The organism is Mesorhizobium denitrificans, assembly GCF_003403035.1.
Taxonomy (GTDB): domain Bacteria; phylum Pseudomonadota; class Alphaproteobacteria; order Rhizobiales; family Rhizobiaceae; genus Mesorhizobium_G; species Mesorhizobium_G denitrificans.
Genome location: NZ_QURN01000007.1, coordinates 183500 through 206320 on the forward strand (window position 1 = coordinate 183500; position 22821 = coordinate 206320).

Genomic DNA, 22821 nt, shown 5'->3' on the forward strand with positions numbered 1-22821 from the left:
AAGCTTGACGAGGAGATGGCTGACTGCCAAATGCGCCACATGACTATCCCATTTTGGAAGGAAAAGCCGCTGGAGCGGATGACCCCGCAGGAGTGGGAATCGCTGTGCGATGGCTGCGGAAAATGCTGCCTTTCCAAGCTTGAGGATGAAGATACGGGCGAAATTTACTGGACGTCCGTGGGTTGCCGCCTGCTCGATTCGGATGCCTGCCGTTGTCGCGATTATCCAAACCGGCTGAAGGTGGTGGACGATTGCGTGGGACTTACACCGGAAAAAGTGCGCACGCTGAGCTGGTTGCCGAAGACCTGTGCGTATCGGCTGGTTGCCGAGGGCAGGGACCTTTATTGGTGGCACTATCTTGTTTCGGGTTCGCGCGAAACCGTTCATGAAGCAGGCATATCCGTTCGCGGACGCGTGACTGCATTAGAAACAGAACTTGATGACCCGGAAGACTATTTCGCCCATATGCTCGAAGATGAGCTGTGAGGCCGAAACGTAGCGCCTTCAAATTTTTTGCAATAAAATCAAAATATTATCCGATGAATGGCTGATGAATGATGGGTTCTGCCACCATTCAGCCGCGCTGTGCGACTACAGACGCATTGAGGCGAGCATTGGCGGAAAGGAGCCAACGATGTTCAAAATTGCAAAAGCGGTGATGGTTTCAGCGCTAATCGGTGCAGGAGCGCTTACGCTCGCACCTGTCAGCGCGCAGGCTGACAGCCTGTATTTTTCGCTCGGTGTGGGTGGCCCGCGCGGCGACGTTATTATCGGCGATGACTACACGCCGGTGCAGGATTGGGACCGCCCGCCGCCGCGTTGGGATCGGCCGCCTCCTCCCGGTTGGAATCGACCACCGCCACGTTGGGACCGTCCTCCGCCGCGTTGGGATCGTCCGCGCCCGGAATGGGATCGCCCTGGTTGCTCGGAACGGCAGGCCATTCGCAAGGCATATAGGATGGGTCTCGATAGACCGTTCGTGGCCCGCACCAATCGCAGGATGATCGTGATTGCCGGTGTGGGTTATGGTGGGCGAGAGTGGATCAGTTTTGCCAACGTGCCCGGCTGCCCGGTTATGCGCTGATCTGGTGAGAAGAATTAAGTGCCCCCGAAGATTGTCTCGGGGGCGCTTGCTTTTGCGCTTAACGCAATTCGTAAGTCATGTTGACCTGAACGACATAGCTATTCTCGCCAGCCTGAACAGGAGCGCCAGCCGCATCAGCGCGGAACTTCGCCTGTACCATCGGGATGGGAGGCGAAACAGGCGACGTTTCGGAGATTTCCAGCACATTGCCCAATGAAACGCCCGCAGCTTCAGCCAATGTCTTCGCCTTGGCGATTGCATCGGCAACGGCTTTCTTGCGCGCCTCTTCGCGAGCCTGCGCGGGGTTTTCGTTGGAGAAGGAAATATCGCCACCCTGGTTCACGCCGAGCGACACGGATTTGTCGAGAATTTCACCGGTCTTCTCAATGTCGCGAATGCGAACGGAGAGCGTATTGGTGACCTGATAGGCCGCAAGCACAGCTTCCTGCCCGCCGTCTGCCTTCTGCGGGTACTCGTAACGTGGATTGATCTGGATGCCGGTGGTTTGCAGATCACGCTCGGCAATGCCCGAAGATTTCATTGCTGCGATGACCGCGGCCATTGCGTCATTGTTGGCGGTTAGCGCGTCGCGTGCCGTCTTTGCCTCTCGCATGACCGCAATGGTGAGAATCGCAATGTCGGGCACCATCGTGGCCTGACCCTCGCCGGTGACCGTGATGCGTGGCAGCATTCTTTCAGGCCCCGCAGCATGGGCGGAAAAGGGAAGGGCGAAACAGGCCGCAAGCGCGAGGGCAAGCGCGGTTTTCTTCATGATAGGTATTACTCCGAGACATATTCATGACGGTTCGGACATAAGGTGATGATTGTGGGAGCATTACGGCGCTTGTGGATTATGCGCGATGGCTTGTGTACCGCGCAAAAAGCAACTATGGCAACCACGCGTGGGGCCTGTAGCTCAATGGTTAGAGCCGGCGGCTCATAACCGCTTGGTTGGGGGTTCGAGTCCCTCCGGGCCCACCATCCAGCTTTTTGACGTTGCAGCGCGGCTGAATAATTATTTCTTGTCAGTGCCTTAGTGGGCGAACTGTTCGGCTTTGATGATTTCGCGCGAGGCTAGGTCAGCTGGCTAATCAAAGGAAATGAGCACCTTCGTCGATTTTGATTTGTCGTTGGCCAGATCAAACGCTTCGCGCGCGCGCTCCATCGGAAAACTCGCCGTTTGCAATGGCCGTACGTCGATCTCACGATTGGCGATGAGCCGAGCAGCGAGACCAAATTCTTTATCGAAGCGAAACGTGCCGCGCAGATCGATTTCACGAGTGACCAGCAGTGTGATGGGCAATTGCACATCGCCACCCATGCCCATCTGAACAAGGATGCCGCGTGGCCGCAAACAATCGAGCCCGTCGCGGAGCACCGAAGCGCTGCCGGAAGCTTCGAAATGCACATCGAACCGGCCGGTGCTTTCGGTGAAATCGCGCAAGCGTTTGCTTCCAGAGCTGACGTCAAGCGTATGGGTGGCGCCGCAACGCTGAGCCAGTGACAGTGCGCCCACATGTATGTCGGTTGCAACAATCTCACCGGCGCCAGCGCGCCTCGCTGCCATAATCGTCAGAATGCCGATGGGGCCGCAGCCCGTGACAAGAATGCGGTTGCCTGCGAGCGGACCAGCGCGACCAACAGCGTGAAGGCATACGGCGAGCGGTTCCGCCATCGTTGCTTCGCCAAGCGAAACAAGATCGCCCACGGGGAACACCTGGCTCTCGTCCACGGTGACGAACTCGCGAAACCCACCCTGAACATGAGGAAAGCGCATGGCGCTGCCCATGAAGCGCATGTCGGAGCAATGATTGCGCAATCCTGCGCGACAGGCTTCGCAAGTGTCACAAGGCCGGCTCGGATTGATTGCGACGCGCGCGCCAACCGCGAGACCGGATACAGCATCGCCAAGATCGCTCACCACACCTGCGATTTCGTGGCCGAGCACCATTGGCTGTTGAAGCCGGATAATACCTGTGCCGCCGTGGTTGAAGTAGTGAAGGTCGGAACCGCAAATGCCGCCTGCTGCGATGCGCACGCGAACTTCGTGAGGACCGGGCGTGACATCCGCAATCTCGTCTATGCGAAGATCCTTCGGGGCGTGGACAACGACACCGCGCATCACATTTCCCTTAAATCAAAGTACAGCCAGCATGCCGCCGTCGACATAGATGATCTGACCGTTGACGTAGTCTGAGGCTGGCGACGCGAGAAAGATTGCCGTTCCTGCAAGGTCGCGGGGCAATCCCCAGCGACCAGAAGGCGTGCGCGAGCGCACCCATGCGTCGAACTTTGGGTCAGATGTAAGCGCCTTGTTCATTTCCGTGTCGATGTAGCCGGGGCCAATCGCGTTGGCCTGAATGCCGTGCACGGCCCATTCGGCAGCCATCGAGCGTGTCAGCAATTTTATGCCGCCCTTGGCAGCCGTATAGGGTGCGGTGGTTGTGCGGGCGACCTCGCTGTTTAGTGAGCCGATATTGATGATCTTGCCGCCCTTGCTGCGGGACACCATGCGCCGCGCTGCTTCACGACCCACGACAAAGGCGCTTGTCAGGTTGGTTTCGAGAACGCGCCGCCAGTCAGCGCTGTTGAGTTCGAGCATTGGCTTGCGGAATTGAATGCCGGCATTATTGACGAGAATATCGACAACAATGCCGTTAGTGTCGAATGCCGCAAAGGCGGCTTGGACAGCCGCTTCATCGCAAACATCGAAAGCGCTCGCGGATGCTGAAAATCCACGGCTGGTCAGGGCGCGGACGCTGGTGGCAAGCTTGCTTTCGTCTCTTCCATTCAAAATGACAGAAGCACCGCTTTCGGCAAGCGCCTCCGCTATGGCCAGACCCAACCCACCCGATGAGCCGGTAATAAGAGCGGTGCGCCCAGAAAGGTCGAAAAGGCTTGATGCCGTCATGCTTCGCTGCGCCTCACCATGAGATCCGAACGCTCAAAGACCGCGGGTTGCAAGTCGGTTCCGAGGCCGGGGCCTTCCATAGGTATGACGTAACCGTCGCGGATGACGGGGACTTCGGTGACGAGTTCTTTGTACCAGCCACTATAGAAAGCGCGGACCGATTCCTGGATGAGCGTGTTCGGTTGGCTGAATGACATATGGACGGCAGCGGCAAAGCCGACTGGACCTATGCAGTCATGCGGGGCGAAGGGCTTATGATACGTCTCACCCATCGCTGCGATTTTGCGCCCTTCCGTAAGACCGCCGGTCCAACACAAGTCTACCATGACGATGCCTATGGCGTCGCGGTCGAGCATTTCCTTGTACGGCCACCGCGAGCCAAGCGTCTCGCTGGCGCAGACCGGGGTAGGGGTGCTTCGCGCATATTCGGCCAGCGCCTGGCTCGAATTCATCCGAATCGGGTCTTCGTACCAGGTTGGCTGAAACTGATCGAGCGCATGTGCGATGCGCTTGGCACTGGTCAGGTTCCAAAGTGAATGGAACTCCACCATGATATCCATCTTGTCGCCGACCCGTTTGCGGATCAATTCAAAGGGCCTCAAGCCTTCCTTGAGTTGCTGAAGCGATATGTCTACGCCGCCGGTTTCTCTGGCGGCTGGATCGAACGGCCAGATTTTCATGGCGTTGATGCCGCTTTCGAGCAGATTTTCTGCAAGTGCGCCCGCATCCGTAGTGAACGCGGCCAGATCTTCATATGGCCCAGCGTCACCGAGGTTCCATGTGTTTACCGGACGGATGTCTCTGTTTCGCACGTACTGATACCCGGCGCAGGTGTTGTAGACACGGAGCTTGTCGCGGCACAGACCACCGAGAAGCTGATGCACCGGCTGGCCGACGACTTTGCCCCACAAATCCCAAAGTGCGATGTCGATTGCCGAGGCTGCGCGGTATTCTGTGCCGGTGCTAGATTGCGCCATCGGAAGATTGACGAGTTCCTTGTGGAGCGCCTCGATGCGCAAAGGATCGCGACCCAGAAGACGCGACGCGAGCGTATCATGAATGTGTGCGGCAACGGCTCCTGCGCCAAAAAAGGTTTCACCGAGTCCAATGATGCCCGCATCCGTGTGCAGCCGAACCCACAGCACATTTTCAAATTCGCGCGCCGATAGGGTTTCGATGGCAGTTATCTTCATTGCGGGGAAATCCCTGTGTCTGAAGTGCTAGATGATCCCGGCGTTCAGCAAGGCGCGCACAGTCAGGTCGAAATGGTCGGCCATTGCCCTTTCAGCCGCCTTGGCGTCGCCCTGCCGAATGGCTTCGGCGATGATGATGTGGCCGTCGATGCTGTCCATGCGTTCGGCGTCCGTGGGCCGAGCTGCCCAGCCGATAGCCCAGTTCTGCCGCGTTACCGGGCCGAAGGAGCTGACGAGCAATGCGAAAAGCGGATTGCGCGATGCCCGCGCCACCGCAGCGTGAAAGGCGATGTCCAGCTCCATCACGTCGCCGGTGCCGGCGTAACTGGTGCGCATGTTGTTTGCGATGTCAGAGATTTCGTCCGCTTCCGCGGGCGTGCGCCGGAACGCCGCGAGAGCGGCAGTCCGCAGTTCGATGGTACGACGCACGTCAAAAATCTGCTGGATTGAAAGCTGGTTCGTATAGACGCAGTGGTCGATCATACGGCCAATGGCCGAACCGTCAGCCGGAGCCACGCGCGCCCGGCGTCCGTTGCCGACATCGATGAGCCTGAGCGCTGAGAGGCTGCGAAACGCTTCGCGAGCCACCGCGCGAGAAACGCCAGCTTCCAGAGCAAACGAAGATTCGCTTGGCAAAGCCGCGCCGGGCTCGAGCCCATTGTGCCTGATGTGATCAGTCACCTTGTCGATCACCTGATCGACAAGCGTATACGGCTCTTCATTCTCTACCGTGTTCGGCATCGCTATCATTTCCCTCTACTGCGCCGACCTGTCAGATAGGTCAAGGCTAAAATGTCAGAATTTCGGCTTTGACCTGTTTACAATTCAGAAGATCACATGTTAACCCTCATTCCGAACTGGGAGGTTTAGCGGTGAACTTTTCTTCTGCGTTTGGAAAGACCATTCAATGAGGAGAGCGTTCAATGCGCTGCGTCACAACCCTGTATGGGTTGCTGTGGCGCTGCTGTATTGCGTGGCCGGGCTGGTTTCGCCGGCAATGCTAAAGACCGAACAGGTGCTGAATATTCTGCAGGTCACGGCCTTTCTGGGGCTCGTGGCTTCGGGACAAACAATCGCGCTTCTTGTTGGCGGTATTGACCTGTCGGTCGCGGGCGTCGTGACCATGACGAATATTTTGGCCACGAGCCTGATGATGGGCCAGAACGAACGGATTGCTCCCGCTGTTGCTATTTGCATCGCGCTTGGCGTCGCTGTCGGCATAATCAATGGTATATTGGTTGCGTTTCTGCGAGTGGCCCCGATCATTGCGACGCTGGCAATGAACGCGATCCTCTTTGGTGCAGCGCTCGTCTATACCGGTGGCGCACCATTCGGCTCATCCGCGCCGGCATTCAATCAACTGGGTCAAGGCTCCGTTCTCGGTCTGCCCGCCAGCGCGCTATGTTGGCTGGTGGTTTCGCTCATCCTTGCATATGCGATGCGCCGCACGACGCTTGGCCGCTGGATTTACGCCGTTGGCGCAAATGAAATAGCGGCGCGTTTCATGGGCGTTCCCACACGTCTGGTGCTGGTGCTCGCTTATTCGCTTTCGGCCTTGTTCGCCGTGTTGGGAGGGCTGCTCATCACGGCCTATATCGGCAATCCAAGCCTGGGCATCGGCAATCAGTTTCTTTTGGCATCAGTCGTCGCAGTGGTGGTCGGCGGCACCGCATTGACCGGCGGTATCGGCAGTGTGGTCGGCACGATTGCCGGGGCATTGTTCGTCACCCTGCTCAACAGTTTCACCAACATCGCCCAGGCATCGACGGGTGCGCAATACGTCATTCAGGGCGTTCTGATCGCATTCAGCGTCATCATCTATCGCGTCATCGGCGAGTCTGCCGAAACGCGCTGAACCAAGCCAAAACGAAGGAGTATTCACATGATAAACAAAAGGATAGACCGTCGCACCCTGCTGGGTTGGGGTGCAGGCGCAGCAGCAGGGGCGGTCATGCTGCCTCGGCTTTCACTGGCTGATGTTATCAGCAACGCCAAGATTGAAGCTTCGTCGGAAATGTCGAAGGGCGTGAACAAGTCGGGCAAGTTGCGCATCGGCTTTTCAAACGGATTTTCAGGCAACACATGGCGCACGCAGAACCTCGCTTCGATGCAGACGGAAGCTGGCGCCAATGCCGATCGCTACGAACTGATCACGGTAGATGGACAGGGCGACATCACCAAGCAGGTCAACGACATCGAGGACCTGATCGCGCAGAACGTCGATGCGCTGCTCGTTATTCCAAACTCGGGTACGGCCGTTGTGCCTGCACTTCGAAAGGCAATGAAGGCGGGTATCGTCACCATCCCGTTCAACCTTCCCGTAGAAGGCGACAACTGGACTGCTTTCATCGGAACCGACCCGAAGAAAAAGGGCGCAACGACGGGCAAGTTCTTGAACGACGCTTTGGGCGGAAAAGGCAAGATCGTTGCTCTTGGCGGCTTGCCGGGTAACTCCTACACCGCAGAGTGCTGGGCAGGTGCGCAGACCGAGTTCGCGCCCGGCATCGAAGTGCTGGCATTCAAGGATGCGCATTGGCAGGAAGACAAGGCAAAGGTCGTCATGGCTGACCTCATTGCTGCATATCCTGAAATCGATGGCGTATGGTGCGATGGCGGCCAGGACGCAGCGGGCGGTCTTAAGGCGCTGATGGCGGCAAATCGCCCGTTGGTTCCGGTGACCGGCGATGATTACAATGGCCTGCTCAAGCTCTACGACAAGGAAAAGGGCAACAACCCGAAGTTCAAGATCGGTTGCGTGTCTGAACCGACCTGGGAAGGCGTGGTAGCGCTGCGCACCGCCGTGAAGCTTCTTTCCGGTGAAGATCAGCCCAAGCGCCAGATCATCAGCCCGGTTCTGATGGACGGCAGCAATTACGAACAGTTCATCAAGCGTGACCTGCCGGATGGCGTGTTTGTGGACACATTGCTCACAGATGAAGAGCTGAAGAAGCTGTTTAGCTGAAGTCTAGTTTGTTTTTTCGGGCCACGCTCGCAATGCGTGGCCCGTTCCAATCTGAAAAGCCCATATGCAGCAAGAAAAAATCGTCGGCGCGGAAGTTCCTGCGCTCGAATTGACAGACATTCAGAAGAGCTTTCCTGGCGTCAAAGCCTTGAAGAGGGCATCCTTTGCGTGCCGTGCAGGCGAAGTGCATGTTTTGGTGGGCGAAAACGGGGCGGGCAAATCCACCCTGATGCGCATCATCGCAGGTGTCTGGAAGCCCGACGCGGGCACTATCGCCGTGAATGGCCAAAGGGTCGAGATAGCCGGGCCGCAACATGCGCAAAGCCTCGGCATTGCGATGGTTTATCAAGACACTCGACTGGTACCCGATCTCGACGTTTCGCAAAATATCTGGCTGGGTCGCGAGCCCGGTGGGCGGCTCCTGGTCGACCGAAAGGCGATGGACGACGGAGCACGCGAAATTCTGGCGAAGCTCGGTGTCAGTCTGCCGCTGGACGTGCCTGTGCGTGATCTGGAAGTTGCCGAACGGCAGCTCGTGGAAATCGCGCGGGCGCTGACATCCAATCCTGCGGTCCTGATACTCGACGAGCCAACTTCGGCGCTCGACGCCGCCGAGATACAGCGCTTGTTTGCCATTGTGGCAGAACTCAAGCGGCAGGGTACGGCGGTGATCTTCATTTCTCACCGGCTGCCTGAAGTTTTCGCAATCGCCGACCGCATTACAGTTCTGAAAGACGGTGAGGTGGTCGGCACGGTTGACCGCGACGCCATCAATCACGAGCAACTCGTAGCAATGATGGTGGGACGCGAACTTGCGCTTGCGTATCCTCCACGCGCCGCGAAGGTGGGTCAAGAACGTCTGGTTGTGCGCGACCTGACAAGTCCGGGTCTGTTCCGGGATGTTACCTTTTCTGTCCGCGCTGGAGAAATCGTCGGTCTGGGCGGCATACAGGGCAATGGTCAGGCCGATGTGGTGCGCGGGCTGTTCGGGCTATTGCCGCATGAGGGCACGGTCACGCTGGACGGCGAGAACGCTGCCTTTGCGACGCCTGCGAAAGCGATCAAGGCCGGTTTTGTTTACATACCAGGAGACAGGCACCGCGAGGGCCTGTTCATGCCGCACTCGATCCGCGAAAATATCTCGCTGCCGCATCTGGCTGGATGGGCGGGTCTGGGGCGAGTTCCCGCCGACCGCGAGCAGGATGAATTGCGCAGGGCCATGAGCAGCTTTGCCATTAAGGCGCATTCCGGCGAGCAGGCAGTGCGCACGCTTTCGGGTGGCAATCAGCAGAAGGTCGTTCTTGGACGTTGGACTATTGGAACGCCTAAGGTCTACGTGTTCGAAGATCCGACGAGAGGCGTGGACGTTGCCACCAAGCTTGAAATCTACCGCCGGATTCGCGCGTTGGCCGATGCTGGCGCCGCCGTCATCCTGGTTGCTTCCGACCTGCTCGAACTGATCGGCTTGAGCGATCGCGTTCTGGTATTCTCCGACGGACGCATTGTCGATGAAGTGGCCGGAGCCGATGCCACTGAAGAACGCATAGTTGGGAGCGCAGTCGATGCGAACAGTCCCGATGCACAGGCGGGCGACATAGCGGCCAATATTTCCGTCCAGTCAAATTCTGCTGCGCCTGCCGCCGCTGCCTCATTGCCCGCTCGGAATGTCTTGGGGCGCTATATGGCGCCAATGCTGTTGCTGGGGCTGATTGCAATTTTGAGCTTTGCGACTGCGCAGTTTTCAGACTTCTTCCTGACTTCCAGGAACGTCTCCAACATCGCGGCTCAGGTGGCGCCGCTGGCGCTGGTCGCGCTCGGCCAATTTTGCGTCATCGTGCTGGGCGGGATCGACCTTTCAGTCGGGCCGGTCATAAGTCTCGTGACCGGTATCGTTTCTTACATTGCCGTCTCCGAAGGTGGGGCAGGGGTCGTTGAGGCCTCCGCAATAGCGCTTGCCGCCGGCGTGCTGACGGGGTTGGTGAACGCGTTACTAATTGTCAAACTTCGAATTCCCGATCTCATCGCAACGCTTGCTACCTATTCCGTGGTGTTTGGCCTTGCGCTTATCGTGCGGCCGAGTCCGGGGGGATTGGTCAGCGACACTTTTCTTAACGTGTTTGAATTCTCCTTTGGGTCGGTGCCAGCCGTCGCGATTGTCATTCTTGTTCTCTACCTCGCGATGGAACTGCTTCTTGTCCGTGGTCGGCTTGGACAAAGACTATATGCCGTTGGCTCCAATGCCGAGGCGAGCACTGTTGTCGGCATAAACATTGGCGTTGTGCGCACCGCGGCCTATGTGTTCTGCGGCCTTTGCGCGGCCGGAGCCGGTTTGATCGTCGCGGCACGCATCGGCAGCGGCGATCCACAGGCTGGCGCGACCTTCACGCTTTCTTCTGTGACCGCGGTGGTGGTTGGCGGGGTCAGCGTTTTCGGGGGCAGAGGCACTGCAATTGGCGTGCTGCTGGGTGCCGTCGCAGTCGGCGTAATGCAAAACGCGCTCAACCTCATGCAAGTCTCTGCCTACTACCAATATATCTGGACCGGTGGCCTTACCCTGCTCGCGGTGGCTGGCTTCTCGCTGCGCCTTTCGGCAAGGAGAAATAGAAGATGAACAATGCGAATCCGACCGTCGAATGCGTGGTCAATTGCGCGAACAAACTGGGCGAAGTGCCGGTATGGGATGTTGCCGAACAGGCGCTTTACTGGGTCGATATTGAAGGCTGCCTTCTACAGCGATTTCACCCCGCTTCCGGTCAGACGCGCCAGTGGCGCTTGCCTGAGCGTGTAGCCGCTGTCGCCCTGCGGGAGAATGGTGGGATCGTTCTGGCGCTGGCATCGGGGTTTGCATTTTTCGATGCGGAAACGGGTGCAATAGAACGGCTGGCGGCACCGGAAGCCGACAAGCCGGGTAATCGGTTCAATGATGGCAAATGCGACCGCCGCGGACGCTTCTGGGCCGGCACGATGGACGATTCATTGAAGTCCCAAACCGGCGCCCTGTACAGGCTGGACGCCGATCTTGCCTGCCAACGGATGGAAAGTGGCATAGGAATATCCAACAGCCTCGCCTGGAGCCCGGACAACAGCACGTTCTATTTCGCCGACACACTCGTGCGAACCATTTTCGCCTATGATTTCGATCTGGAAACCGGCGCGATAACCAACAAGCGCGTTTTCACTGATTGTGCGGACCAGCCGGGCGACCCCGACGGATCGACAATCGATGCCGAAGGTTTTCTCTGGAACGCGCAATGGGATGGCTGGCGCTTGGTGCGCTACGCGCCGGATGGGCGTGTTGATCGAATAGTGCCCTTGCCCGTGCAAAAGCCGACGAGCTGCATGTTCGGCGGCCCCGACCTTTCCACACTCTACGTCACTTCGGCGGTATGGGACCTGTCGGATGAAGCTCTCGCATCACAGCCTTTCGCAGGCGGCCTGCTGGCTCTGGATGTTGGGGTGAAGGGAATTGCCGAACCTCGATTTGCCGGTTGAAAGAGTTACAATGAAGATCACTTCGATCACTACGCGCATCGTCAATGCCGAGATGCGCAACTGGGTATTCGTCAAGGTCGAAACCGATCAGGACGGCTTGTGGGGCTGGGGCGAAGCAACGCTGGAATGGAAAACGCGAGCGGTCGCAGGCGCGATTGAGGACCTCGCTCCGCTGCTCATCGGACGCGATCCGCGCGACATTGAGCAAGCTGTCCGCATTCTGCGCAAGCATAGTTTCTGGCGGCTGGGCGTTATCGGTATGAGCGCGATCTCCGGAATTGAAATGGCGCTTTGGGATATCTTCGGGAAGTCGCTGAACGTGCCCGTATGGCGGCTGCTGGGCGGAAAAGTTCGTGACAAGGTTCTGGTTTATACCCATCTCGGCCTCGGTGATATGCGGGCGGTATATGAAACAATGGATGCCGCGCCGCTGGTCGAACGTGCGCATGAGGTTGTCGAAAAAGGCTATCGTGCGTTCAAAACTGTTTTCATTCCCTACACGAACTATCACGCGCCTTTGCCGGAAGTGGACAAGGTTGCGCGCATGATTGAAGCCTTGCGTCGCGCGACAGGCCCGGAAATCGAACTGATGGTAGATTTCCATGGTCGCCCGGCAAGTGCGGCTGCGGCGCTGGCCTATCTCAAGGCATTGGAGCCTGGCCATCCCATGTTCGTGGAAGAACCGGTTCCGCCCGGCGAAACATCTGCTTTGAAAGCGGTATCGGAAAAGACTTCGATTCCGCTCGCGACTGGTGAAAGACTGGTAGATCGGCCTGAGTTTGTTGACCTTCTCAACGCGCGGGCGGTTGACATAATCCAGCCGGATATCTGCCATTGCGGCGGTCTTAACGAAGCGAAGAAAATCGCAGCCATGGCGGAGGCGTTTTCTATAGGTGTTGCGCCTCACAACCCTCTCGGTCCGATAGCAGGGGCGGCAGCGCTTCAATTTGCTGTTTCCACTCCAAACCACGTCATTCAGGAAGAAATGGTGGGTGCAGTTCCTTGGTATTTTGATGTGGTTCAGGGTCCGATCCATCGCGTCGATGGCTACTGGACGGTTCCCGAAACGCCCGGTCTCGGCATTGAAGTGGACGAAACCGAGTGCGCGCGGCACCCCTTCCAGCAGGAGATCATTCACACGACCAATGCGGTTCTGGACGATGGCACCGTCGTGGATTGGTAGCTACTGGGCCTAATGAACCGCGAACTGAAGGGTAGGCTTGCTGCCCCGACCGCTTTCGGCAACACCGACGGATGTGATGGCATTCATTTCACTGCCGAAAACAATCGCGATCTCGGCGTCGCAATCGCCGATAAGGTCAAGAATATTCTCTGAGCGTAACAAGCGCCGGATCGATCGCATCGCTGATTTGGCTCGTCAGGATCAACCCGCGAGTCATTTCAGTCAGTTGTAAGCGATTGTGCAGAATCTGAATCAATGCTGCTTCAACAACTGATTCAAGTTCGTCGGCTGGCAACCATCATTTCCACCGCGATGCTTGTGTTGTCCGCTATGAACGTTAACTGGCGATGTTTTCGGGGTCCGGTCCGTCTATCAGGCTGTCCGTGGCGGCAAGGGCCATCAGGCGGGCGGGGTCGGTTATGATAACCTGCGTTCCTTGGAATCTGACGCCGTCGGCTCGCAGCGCTTTCACTGTTCGTGACAAATTTTCCGGCGTCATACCGAGATAAGAAGCGAGATGGCGCTTCTCCATCGGCAGGACCATGCTGACGACACCATTGGCAAGCTGGGATTGTTGCAGGATGTAGGCGGCAAGCCGTTCTCGTGAATTGCGAAGCTTCAGGTTCTTTGCGTGGCGGACGAAGGTTCGATATCCGACACCCAATTCCCGCATCGCAGCCACGGCGAAGTCAGGATCTCGGCGCAGCGCAGCCCGCAAATCGGCCGCTGGAATCATGACTATCCGGGAACGCTCCAATGTCCGCGCGGACATCAAATAGGGTGCGTCACATACGCAGGCGGCCAAGATGAAAGTGGAAACCGGGCGCACGATGCCCATGACGGATTCGTGCCCATTCCAGGTGGCCCGCAACTCGACTGCGCCTTCAACGAGGATATGCAGGAAGTCTGCATATTCGCCCTGCTGGATAAGGTCCATTCGTGGCGGGAAGTTCTGGGAATACGCAATCTGCATCAGACTGTCGAATGTCTGTGTCATCATCTCTCGAAAGAGCGGAAGACGACGGAAGCCGGGCTTTTCCTCAGCACGCATGACGTAGCTCGATCATTTGCACACTAATTGATTTTTATCAATTATAAGATGCAAGCATGTCAATTTCAAATGTTAAGTTCGTTTCTAAATCGTCATTAAATCATATACTTACGGCAAGCACATCTTATGCCTGCGTCGCTCTCCAATCACGATTTTAGGTTGATCCACATCAAAGAAGAAATTGATCGTATGTGTATTTTGTAAACATATTAACAGGCGAGCCAACGCCTCAGCCACGGAAGCCTATCCGGAGCCGCGCTATGTCACATCCGATCACACCGAGTCGTGGGGACCAACAAAAAGCCCTCTGGATCAGCACATTTTCCTTCACGATGTGTTTTGCGGTCTGGACCATCTTCTCGATCATCGGGATTTCCATAAAGAGCGAATTGGGGCTGTCCGAGTTTGAGTACGGGGTCCTGATTGCCACGCCGGTGCTGAGTGGGTCTCTGATCCGTCTGATCTTGGGTGTCTGGACAGAGCAATATGGCGGGCGTCTGGTGTTCTCCGTCCAGATGATCCTCACTGGCCTGGCGACCTTCGCTCTTACCTGGGCGAACAGCTATCCAACCTTTTTGCTGGCCGCGCTTGGCGTCGGTCTGGCGGGCGGCTCCTTCATCATCGGTGTCGCCTATGTTTCGAAATGGTATCCTCAAAAGCAGCAGGGTACAGCGCTTGGCGTGTTCGGCATGGGCAATGTCGGCGCAGCGGTAACAAAGTTCCTTGCGCCATTCGTGCTGCTCGCATGGGGATGGCAGGCAGTTGCCGAGATTTGGGCGGCAGTTATCGCCATCATGGGCGTCGTCTTTTATCTGGTGGCAAAAGATGATCCAGATTTTACCGAGCGACGCGCAAAGGGTATTGCTGCGCCGAGCCTTGCCGAGCAGTTCGCACCGCTGAAAAACCTTCAGGTCTGGCGCTTTTCGCTCTACTACTTCTTCGTTTTCGGCGGCTTCGTCGCGCTGGCGCTTTGGCTGCCGCACTATCTCGTGCAGGTTTACGGCGTGGACATGCGCACGGCCGGCATGGCAGCTGCGACGTTCAGCCTCTCGGCCAGCATCTTTCGCGCCTATGGCGGCGTATTGTCCGACCGCTTCGGCGCGCGCACGGTGATGTACTGGACATTCGGCTTCTCGCTGGTGCTGCTGTTCATGCTTTCCTATCCGCCTACAGAATACGTGATCCGCAGCGAAAACGGTCCTATCGCCTTCTCAACTGAGATGGACTTGTGGCCCTTCGTTGCCACCACATTTGCGCTCGGCTTCTTCATGAGCCTCGGCAAGGCCGCGGTGTTCAGGCACATCCCCGTCTATTATCCGAAACATGTCGGATCGGTCGGCGGTCTGGTGGGCATGATCGGCGGTCTGGGCGGTTTCATCCTACCCATCATGTTCGGCATCCTGCTTGATCTGACCGGCATCTGGACATCCGCATTCCTGCTTTTGTTCCTGATCGTGCTGACTTCCATGACCTGGATGCATCTGTCGATCCGCGCGATGGAGCGGAAGGAGCAGGGCGCTGCCCTCGACCGGCTGCCGAGCTTCCCCGAATTGCAGGAGGTTCACGATCCGAACCGCACGGTAATGCCTCATCTGATCGAGGATTGGCGTCCCGAGGACACCAAGTTCTGGGCAGAGAAAGGCCAACGCATTGCGCGCCGCAACCTGTGGATCTCGGTTCCGGCCCTGCTTCTCGCCTTCGCGGTATGGATGGTCTGGTCGGTGGTCGTAGCGCGGCTTCCTGCGATCGGATTTGACTTCACCCAGGACCAGCTTTTCTGGCTGGCGGCGCTGCCTGCGCTATCGGGTGCGACGCTGCGCATATTCTACAGCTTCATGGTGCCGATCTTCGGCGGACGGCTGTGGACCACGGTATCAACGGCATCGCTGCTGATTCCCGCCGTCGGCATCGGCTATGCGGTGCAGAATCCAGAAACGCCTTATCTGATCTTTGCGGTGCTCGCGCTTTTGTGCGGTTTCGGTGGTGGCAATTTCGCTTCCTCCATGGCCAATATCAGCTTCTTCTTCCCTCGGGCCGAGAAGGGTAATGCCATGGCGCTGAACGCAGGACTGGGCAATCTGGGCGTTTCGGTCATGCAGTTCCTGGTGCCACTTGCCATTACGGCAGGTATTTTCCAGACGCTGGGAGGCGCACCGCAGGAACTTTCCGACGGTGGCCGCATCTGGATGCAGAATGCGGGCTTCATCTGGGTGCCTTTCATTCTTGCCTCGACCGCTGCTGCGTGGCTGGGCATGGACGATATTGCTGATGCCCGGGCAAGCTTCCGCGAGCAAGCGGTGATTTTCACGCGCACCCACAACTGGGTAATGTGCCTGCTCTATGTCGGAACTTTCGGCAGCTTCATCGGCTATTCGGCGGGCTTCCCGCTGCTGTCCAAGCTGGCTTTCCCCGAGGTCGATGCTCTGAAATACGTGTTCCTCGGTCCGCTTGTTGGCGCACTGAGCCGTGCAGGCACGGGCTGGCTGTCTGACAGGGTCGGCGGTGGACGCGTCACTTTCTGGGTCTTTGCGGGCATGATCGTGTCGGTGCTCGGCGTGATCTGGTCGCTGCAGACTGGCACCTTCGCCGGCTTCTTCGGCTCGTTCATGGCGCTGTTCTTCTTTACAGGTGTCGGTAACGCTTCGACCTTCCAGATGATCCCCGTCATCATGCGCAAGGAAGTCGGGCGGCTGATGCCCAACCTCGAATCCGCAGACCAGCGCCGCCAGTCCGAGCGTGAAGCTGCCGCTATTATCGCCTTCACCAGCGCCATCGGTGGCTATGGTGGCTTCTTCATCCCCAAAGCCTACGGCACTTCGATCGGTATGACCGGATCGCCGCTCGCGGCACTTTGGGCATTTCTTGCCTTCTACATCGTATGTCTGGCTGTGACCTGGGTGGTCTACACTCGCCGCGGCGGACTTCTGCACGACATCGAACGCGGTCGGGTCCCGATGGCCGCCGTACCTGCTTAATAAATGAGGAGACAGCCATGAGCCAGCTTCTGGATCGCCTGAACTTCCTGACATCGCTGCGCAAAGGCACCTTTGCCGATGGCCATGGCCAGACGACGATCGAGAACCGTGAGTGGGAGGATGTTTATCGCCGCCGCTGGCAGCATGACAAGATCGTGCGTTCCACTCATGGCGTGAACTGCACTGGCTCCTGCTCCTGGAAAATCTATGTCAAATCGGGGATCGTGACATGGGAGACGCAGCAGACCGATTATCCGCGCACGCGGCCGGATCTGCCCAATCACGAGCCGCGCGGCTGCGCGCGCGGCGCGTCTTACAGTTGGTACCTGTACAGCGCCAATCGCGTTAAGACGCCATTGATACGCGCTCGGCTGCTGCGGCTGTGGCGCGAAAAACGCAAGTCCATGGATCCGATTGAGGCATGGACGGCTATTCAGAACGACCCGGCAGCACGCGCAAGCTACACCCGCATCCGCGGAAAGGGTGGCTTCGTCCGCGCAAGCTGGGATGAAGCGACTGAGATCGTTGCCGCGGCCAACGTCTATACAACCCGCAAATACGGTCCGGATCGCGTATTCGGTTTTTCGCCAATCCCGGCCATGTCGATGGTGTCCTACGCTGCCGGCACACGCTACCTGTCATTAATTGGCGGCACATGCATGTCGTTCTACGACTGGTATTGCGACCTTCCGCCAGCAAGTCCCCAAACATGGGGAGAACAGACCGACGTGCCGGAATCGGCTGATTGGTACAATGCGGGCTACCTGCTGTTGTGGGGTTCGAACGTGCCGCAAACGCGCACTCCCGACGCACATTTCTATACCGAAGCGCGTTACAAGGGCACCAAGAGCGCGGTCATCTGTCCCGATTATTCCGAGGCAGCCAAATTCGGCGACATCTGGCTGAACGCCAAGCAGGGAACCGACGCCGCCTTAGGCATGGCGTTTGGCCACGTCATCCTGCGTGAGTTCCATCTCGACCGGCAGGTTCCTTATTTTACCGATTATTGCCGGAAATATTCCGACATGCCGATGCTGGTGCGCATTGAGCGGCAGGGCGACCGGCTGGTTCCAGGCCAGCAGTTGCGGGCGTCCGATTTCGTGCGTTCTTTGGGAGAAAAGAACAATCCTGACTGGAAGACCGTCGGGATCGACGAGATTTCCGGGAAGGTCGTTGTGCCTAATGGCTCCATCGGCTTCCGCTGGGGCGAGACGGGTAAGTGGAACCTCGAGGAGAAGGCCGCCAACAAGGACATTCGCCTCAAGCTCAGCCTGATCGACAAGGCGGATCACGACAAGGTGGCAGGCGTCGATTTCCCATATTTCGGTGGCGCTGCGACCAATGGTTTCGCCGTCGATGATCGTGGCGGAATCCTCACACGCTCGGTGCCGCTGAAGAAAATCAAGCTGGCAGGCGGCGAAGAGGTTCTGGTCGCCACCGTCTTTGACCTCCTTTGCGCGAACTACAGCCTCGATCGCGGTCTGGGCGGCGATCATGTCGCGAAGGATTACGATGCCGATGTGCCATTCACTCCGGCATGGGCTGAGCGCATCACCGGTGTGCGCCGCGACAAGATCATCCAGGTGGCGCGGGAATTCGCGGACAACGCGGAAAAGACCAAGGGCCGCTCCATGGTGATCATCGGCGCCGCGATGAACCACTGGTTCCATATGGATATGAATTACCGCGCGGTCATCAACATGCTGGTGATGTGCGGCTGCGTTGGTCAGTCCGGCGGTGGCTGGGCGCATTATGTCGGGCAGGAGAAGCTCAGGCCGCAGACCGGCTGGACGGCGCTGGCTTTCGCGCTCGACTGGGCACGACCACCCCGCCACATGAACGCGACCTCGGCTTGGTACGCGCATACGGACCAGTGGCGCTACGAGACGGTGCGCTCGCAGGAAATTCTGTCCCCGACCGCACCGGCGGGCGATTGGAGCCGGCTCAGCCTCATCGACTACAATATTCGCGCCGAAAGAATGGGGTGGCTGCCCTCGGCGCCCCAACTGAAGACCAATCCGCTGGAGATTGGGCGCGCTGCAAAGGCCGCTGGCGTCGAGGTCAAGGACTATGTTGCAGAGCGCCTGAAGTCAGGCGAGTTGCAGATGTCTTGCGAGGACCCGGACGCGCCGGAGAACTGGCCGCGCAACCTGTTCGTCTGGCGCTCGAACCTGCTCGGTTCTTCCGGCAAGGGGCATGAATATTTCCTCAAACACCTGCTTGGCACCGATCATGGCGTGCAGGGCAAGGACCTCGGGGAGGAGGGTGCCGTAAAGCCAGTCGAGGCCGTCTGGCATGAGCGTGCGCCCGAAGGAAAACTCGACCTTCTCGTCACCATCGACTTCCGTATGTCCACGACGGCGGTCTACGCCGACATCGTCCTGCCGACCGCCAGTTGGTACGAGAAGGACGACATGAACACCTCCGACATGCACCCGTTCATCCACCCGCTGCAGGCAGCGGTGGACCCGGCTTATGAGTCGAAAACAGACTGGGAGATTTTCAAGGCCATCGCCCGCAAGTTTTCGGAGATCGCGCCAAGTGTACTGGGCGTCGAGTCCGATGTGGTGCAGCTGCCACTCCAGCACGACAGCCCCGGCGAGATTGCGCAGGGCGTCGTTCGTGACTGGAAGCTCGGCGAATGTGAACTGATTCCGGGCAAGACCGCGCCCGCCTACATCTCCATCGAGCGCGACTATGCCAACATCTACAAGCGCTTCACGGCGCTTGGCCCGTTGATGGAAAAGATCGGCAATGGTGGCAAGGGCATCGCTTGGGACACGAAGAATGAAGTCCATCACCTGAAGGCGCTCAACGGCACGGTGACAGAGGAAGGTGTGACCAAGGGTATGGCCCGCATCGATACCGCTATCGACGCCGCCGAAGTCGTGCTGATGCTGGCACCCGAGACGAATGGCGAGGTGGCCGTGAAGGCTTGGGAAGTGCTCGGCAAGGCCACCGGCCGCGATCATCGGCATCTGGCCGAGGGTAAGGAGGACGAGAAGATCCGCTTCCGCGACATCGCCGCCCAGCCGCGGAAGATCATCTCCTCTCCCACCTGGTCGGGAATAGAAAGCGAAGAGGTCTGCTACAATGCTGGCTGGACAAACGTCCACGAACTGATCCCATGGCGCACGGTGACCGGCCGCCAGCAGCTTTATCAGGACCATGAATGGATGCGGGCCTTCGGCGAAGGCTTCGTTACCTGGCGCCCACCGGTGGACCTGAAGACCGTGGGCAAGACGGCGACGCGTGCTTTGGCGGCGAATGAGCCGCATGTCGTGCTGAACTTCCTTACTCCGCACCAGAAGTGGGGAATCCATTCCACATATACCGACAATCTGCTGATGCTGACCCTGAACCGGGGTGGGCCGGTGGTGTGGATTTCGGAGGTGGACGCCAAAAAGGTCGGGCTGGTCGACAATGACTGGGTCGAGGTCTTCAACATCAACGGCGCTATCACGGCACGTGCCGTGGTGAGCCAGCGGATGAAGGAAGGCTCGATGTTCATGTATCACGCGCAGGAGAAGATCGTGAACACGCCCGGAAGCCAACTGACCGGCAAGCGCGGCGGCATCCACAACTCCGTCACCCGCATCGTGCTGAAGCCGACGCATATGATCGGCGGCTATGCCCAGCTTGCATATGGCTTCAACTACTACGGCACTGTCGGCTCCAACCGCGACGAGTTCGTCATCGTGCGCAAATTGTCGAAAGTCGATTGGCTGGACGAGCCCGCAACCCAGATTACGGAGGCAGCGGAATGAAAGTACGTGCCCAGATAGGAATGGTGCTGAACCTCGACAAATGCATCGGGTGTCACACTTGCTCCGTCACTTGCAAGAACGTGTGGACCAGCCGCGAAGGCGTTGAATATGCCTGGTTCAACAATGTCGAAACCAAGCCCGGCATCGGCTATCCCAAGGACTGGGAGAACCAGAAGCGCTGGAATGGCGGCTGGGTCCGCACCAGGTCGGGTGCGTTGCAGCCCAAGCAGGGAGGCAAATGGCGCATTCTGGCGAATATCTTCGCCAATCCTGATCTGCCTGAGATCGACGATTTCTACGAGCCGTTCGACTTCGATTACGATCACCTGAAATCCGCGCCGGAGATGAAAGCCTTCCCGACCGCGCGCCCGCGTTCGAAGATCTCGGGCGAGCGAATGGAAAAGATCGAGTGGGGTCCGAACTGGGAGGAAATTCTTGGCGGAGAATTCGAGAAGCGCTCCAAGGACTACAATTTCGAGGGCATCCAGAAGGAGATTTACGGCCAGTACGAAAACACCTTCATGATGTATCTGCCGAGGCTGTGCGAGCACTGCCTCAATCCGGCCTGTGTCGCATCCTGCCCCTCGGGCGCGATCTACAAACGCGAGGACGATGGCGTCGTCCTGATCGATCAGGAGAAGTGCAGAGGCTGGCGCATGTGCGTCTCGGGCTGCCCCTACAAGAAGATCTATTACAACTGGTCCACGGGCAAATCCGAAAAGTGCACGCTATGCTATCCGCGTCTGGAAAGCGGCCAGCCGACGGTCTGCTCGGAAACCTGCGTTGGACGCATTCGCTATCTGGGCGTGATGCTCTACGACGCCGACCGTATTGCGGAAGCTGCGAGCGTCGAGAATGAGAAGGACCTTTATGACGCGCAACTCGGCGTATTCCTCGATCCAAACGATCCCGAGGTAATTGCTGCGGCGCGCGCCGAGGGCATTCCCGAAGACTGGATCAAAGGTGCCCGGAACTCACCGATCTGGAAGATGGCGATGGAATGGAAGATCGCCTTCCCGCTGCATCCTGAATACCGCACCCTGCCGATGGTCTGGTACGTTCCGCCATTGTCGCCAATCCAGAACGCGGCGGCGGCGGGGCAGATTGCCGCGCAGGACAACATGCCGGACGTGCGCTCGCTGCGCATTCCGGTGCGCTACCTCGCCAACATGCTGACCGCTGGCGATGAGGAGCCAATCGTTTCGGCGCTTGAGCGGATGTTGGCCATGCGCGCCTATATGCGCTCCAAGACGGTCGATGGCGTTGTGAATCTCGGCGTGGCCAAACGTGTGGGCCTTCTTCCGCAGCAGATCGACGATATGTACAAGCTCCTGGCCATCGCCAACTACGAGGACCGTTTCGTCATTCCGACGACCCATCGCGAACTCGTCGAAGACGCCTACGATCTCAAGGGTGGCTGCGGCTTCACCGACGGCAATGGCTGCTCGAGTGGGCATTCGGGCCAATCGCTCTTTGGCGGCAAGAAATTCCGCAGCCCGCAGGAGTTCATCGCATGAAGACGTTTAAGGCCCTCTCGGCCCTGCTCAGCTATCCAAGCAGCGATCTGCAGCAGGCGGTTCCCGCGATCCGCGCGGTTCTTGGCGAAGGATTGCTGCCGCAATCCGCCGTGGCAGCGCTGGAGCCTCTTCTCCTCTCGCTGGAAAACAAGGACATCTACGATCTTCAGGAGCGGTATGTGCTTCTGTTCGACCGATCGCGCACCTTGTCGCTCAACCTTTTCGAGCATGTGCATGGCGAAAGCCGTGATCGCGGCGGCGCCATGGTCGATCTGCTCGAAACCTATCGGGCCGGTGGCTTCGACCTTGCCGGGACTGAATTGCCCGATCACCTGCCAGTACTTCTGGAGTTCCTTTCCACGCGACCTGTCGCGGAGGCGCGTGAAATCCTCGCCGATGCTGGCCATATCCTGATCGCACTGGCGGAGCGACTTGCGCGGAGGGAGACGGCATACGCAGCCGCGCTCGAAGCGCTGGTGGCCTTCATCTCGGCCGATCCAAGGACGGAAGAGGCGCAAGTCCTCCTGTCACAGCCGGATGACAATCCTGAAGACCTGGCTGCGCTCGATGCGGTCTGGGAGGAGGCTCAGGTCACCTTCGGTCCTGATCCGAATGCCGGTTGCCCGGTCAGCCGCGATATCCTTGCGCGCATGGACCCGCAACCCGCGCCCCGCATTCAGTGAACA

Annotated in this window: 19 protein-coding genes and 1 tRNA gene; 13 read left to right on the forward strand and 7 right to left on the reverse strand. The window is 58.4% G+C overall.

The window, feature by feature from the left end; translation table 11 throughout:
- Positions 1-39: 39 nt before the first annotated feature.
- Positions 40-486 carry a YcgN family cysteine cluster protein gene (locus DY251_RS11300; RefSeq protein ID WP_116624065.1) on the forward strand — a complete coding sequence of 149 codons (447 nt, stop codon included), beginning with the start codon at positions 40-42 and terminating at the stop codon, positions 484-486.
- Between the two features lie 148 nt (positions 487-634).
- Positions 635-1084 carry a hypothetical protein gene (locus DY251_RS21470; protein ID WP_158553247.1) on the forward strand — a complete coding sequence of 150 codons (450 nt, stop codon included), beginning with the start codon at positions 635-637 and terminating at the stop codon, positions 1082-1084.
- A 58-nt stretch (positions 1085-1142) separates the two neighbouring features.
- Here the strand turns inward: DY251_RS21470 and DY251_RS11310 are convergent, their stop codons facing one another.
- Positions 1143-1856 carry an SIMPL domain-containing protein gene (locus tag DY251_RS11310; protein WP_116624000.1) on the reverse strand — a complete coding sequence of 238 codons (714 nt, stop codon included), beginning with the start codon at positions 1854-1856 and terminating at the stop codon, positions 1143-1145.
- A 133-nt stretch (positions 1857-1989) separates the two neighbouring features.
- Between DY251_RS11310 and DY251_RS11315 the strand changes: the two genes are divergently transcribed.
- Positions 1990-2065, forward strand: a tRNA-Ile gene (locus DY251_RS11315).
- Positions 2066-2171: 106 nt separating this feature from the next.
- Here DY251_RS11315 and DY251_RS11320 read toward each other — a convergent pair.
- The 4 genes from DY251_RS11320 to DY251_RS11335 are packed head-to-tail and all read right to left on the reverse strand — an operon-like array spanning position 2172 to position 5929.
- The gene (locus DY251_RS11320; RefSeq protein WP_116624001.1) at positions 2172-3206 is read right to left on the reverse strand and encodes an L-idonate 5-dehydrogenase; all 1035 of its coding nucleotides are present in this window, start codon (positions 3204-3206) and stop codon (positions 2172-2174) included.
- Positions 3207-3221: 15 nt separating this feature from the next.
- Positions 3222-3995, reverse strand: a complete 774-nt coding sequence (locus tag DY251_RS11325) for an SDR family oxidoreductase (RefSeq protein WP_116624002.1) — start codon at positions 3993-3995, stop codon at positions 3222-3224.
- Entirely contained in the window at positions 3992-5188 is a 1197-nt protein-coding gene (locus DY251_RS11330) for a mandelate racemase/muconate lactonizing enzyme family protein (RefSeq protein WP_116624003.1), read from the reverse strand. Before DY251_RS11330 ends, DY251_RS11325 begins: the two co-directional genes overlap by 4 nt.
- 27 nt (positions 5189-5215) lie before the next feature.
- Entirely contained in the window at positions 5216-5929 is a 714-nt protein-coding gene (locus DY251_RS11335; RefSeq protein ID WP_116624004.1) for a FadR/GntR family transcriptional regulator, read from the reverse strand.
- A gap of 166 nt (positions 5930-6095) precedes the next feature.
- Between DY251_RS11335 and DY251_RS11340 the strand changes: the two genes are divergently transcribed.
- The 6 genes from DY251_RS11340 to DY251_RS21765 all read left to right on the forward strand — a co-directional run bounded on the left by DY251_RS11340 (position 6096) and on the right by DY251_RS21765 (position 12978).
- Positions 6096-7043, forward strand: coding sequence for an ABC transporter permease (locus DY251_RS11340; protein ID WP_116624005.1), 948 nt, complete (start codon positions 6096-6098; stop codon positions 7041-7043).
- Positions 7044-7070: 27 nt separating this feature from the next.
- Positions 7071-8150: an ABC transporter substrate-binding protein gene (locus DY251_RS11345; RefSeq protein ID WP_116624006.1), complete on the forward strand. Its 1080-nt coding sequence runs from the start codon at positions 7071-7073 to the stop codon at positions 8148-8150.
- Positions 8151-8214: 64 nt separating this feature from the next.
- Complete coding sequence (locus tag DY251_RS11350; protein ID WP_116624007.1) at positions 8215-10761, forward strand: ATP-binding cassette domain-containing protein; 2547 nt, start codon at positions 8215-8217, stop codon at positions 10759-10761.
- Positions 10758-11642: an SMP-30/gluconolactonase/LRE family protein gene (locus DY251_RS11355; protein ID WP_116624008.1), complete on the forward strand. Its 885-nt coding sequence runs from the start codon at positions 10758-10760 to the stop codon at positions 11640-11642. Before DY251_RS11350 ends, DY251_RS11355 begins: the two co-directional genes overlap by 4 nt.
- Before the next feature lie 10 nt (positions 11643-11652).
- Entirely contained in the window at positions 11653-12825 is a 1173-nt protein-coding gene (dgoD, locus tag DY251_RS11360; RefSeq protein WP_116624009.1) for a galactonate dehydratase, read from the forward strand.
- Between the two features lie 12 nt (positions 12826-12837).
- On the forward strand, positions 12838-12978 hold the full coding sequence (locus DY251_RS21765) for a hypothetical protein (RefSeq protein ID WP_245415927.1): 141 nt from the start codon (positions 12838-12840) through the stop codon (positions 12976-12978).
- Here the strand turns inward: DY251_RS21765 and DY251_RS21475 are convergent.
- Positions 12962-13120 (reverse strand): hypothetical protein, encoded by a 159-nt coding sequence (locus DY251_RS21475; RefSeq protein ID WP_158553248.1) that lies wholly within the window; start codon positions 13118-13120, stop codon positions 12962-12964. The genes DY251_RS21765 and DY251_RS21475 overlap by 17 nt on opposite strands.
- Before the next feature lie 42 nt (positions 13121-13162).
- Complete coding sequence (locus DY251_RS11370) at positions 13163-13876, reverse strand: cyclic nucleotide-binding domain-containing protein (protein WP_116624010.1); 714 nt, start codon at positions 13874-13876, stop codon at positions 13163-13165.
- A 260-nt stretch (positions 13877-14136) separates the two neighbouring features.
- Here DY251_RS11370 and DY251_RS11375 point away from each other — a divergent pair, with 260 nt between their 5' ends.
- From DY251_RS11375 to narJ, 4 genes are read left to right on the forward strand one after another with little or no spacing between them, the layout of a single operon-like run.
- Entirely contained in the window at positions 14137-16851 is a 2715-nt protein-coding gene (locus DY251_RS11375; RefSeq protein WP_116624011.1) for a nitrate/nitrite transporter, read from the forward strand.
- A 17-nt stretch (positions 16852-16868) separates the two neighbouring features.
- Entirely contained in the window at positions 16869-20618 is a 3750-nt protein-coding gene (locus tag DY251_RS11380) for a nitrate reductase subunit alpha (RefSeq protein ID WP_116624012.1), read from the forward strand.
- Positions 20615-22135, forward strand: coding sequence for a nitrate reductase subunit beta (gene narH, locus DY251_RS11385; protein ID WP_116624013.1), 1521 nt, complete (start codon positions 20615-20617; stop codon positions 22133-22135). The genes DY251_RS11380 and narH overlap by 4 nt, the downstream gene beginning before the upstream one ends.
- A complete protein-coding gene (narJ, locus tag DY251_RS11390) occupies positions 22132-22818 on the forward strand; it encodes a nitrate reductase molybdenum cofactor assembly chaperone (RefSeq protein WP_116624014.1) in 687 nt (228 codons plus the stop codon). The genes narH and narJ overlap by 4 nt, the downstream gene beginning before the upstream one ends.
- Positions 22819-22821: the final 3 nt, after the last annotated feature.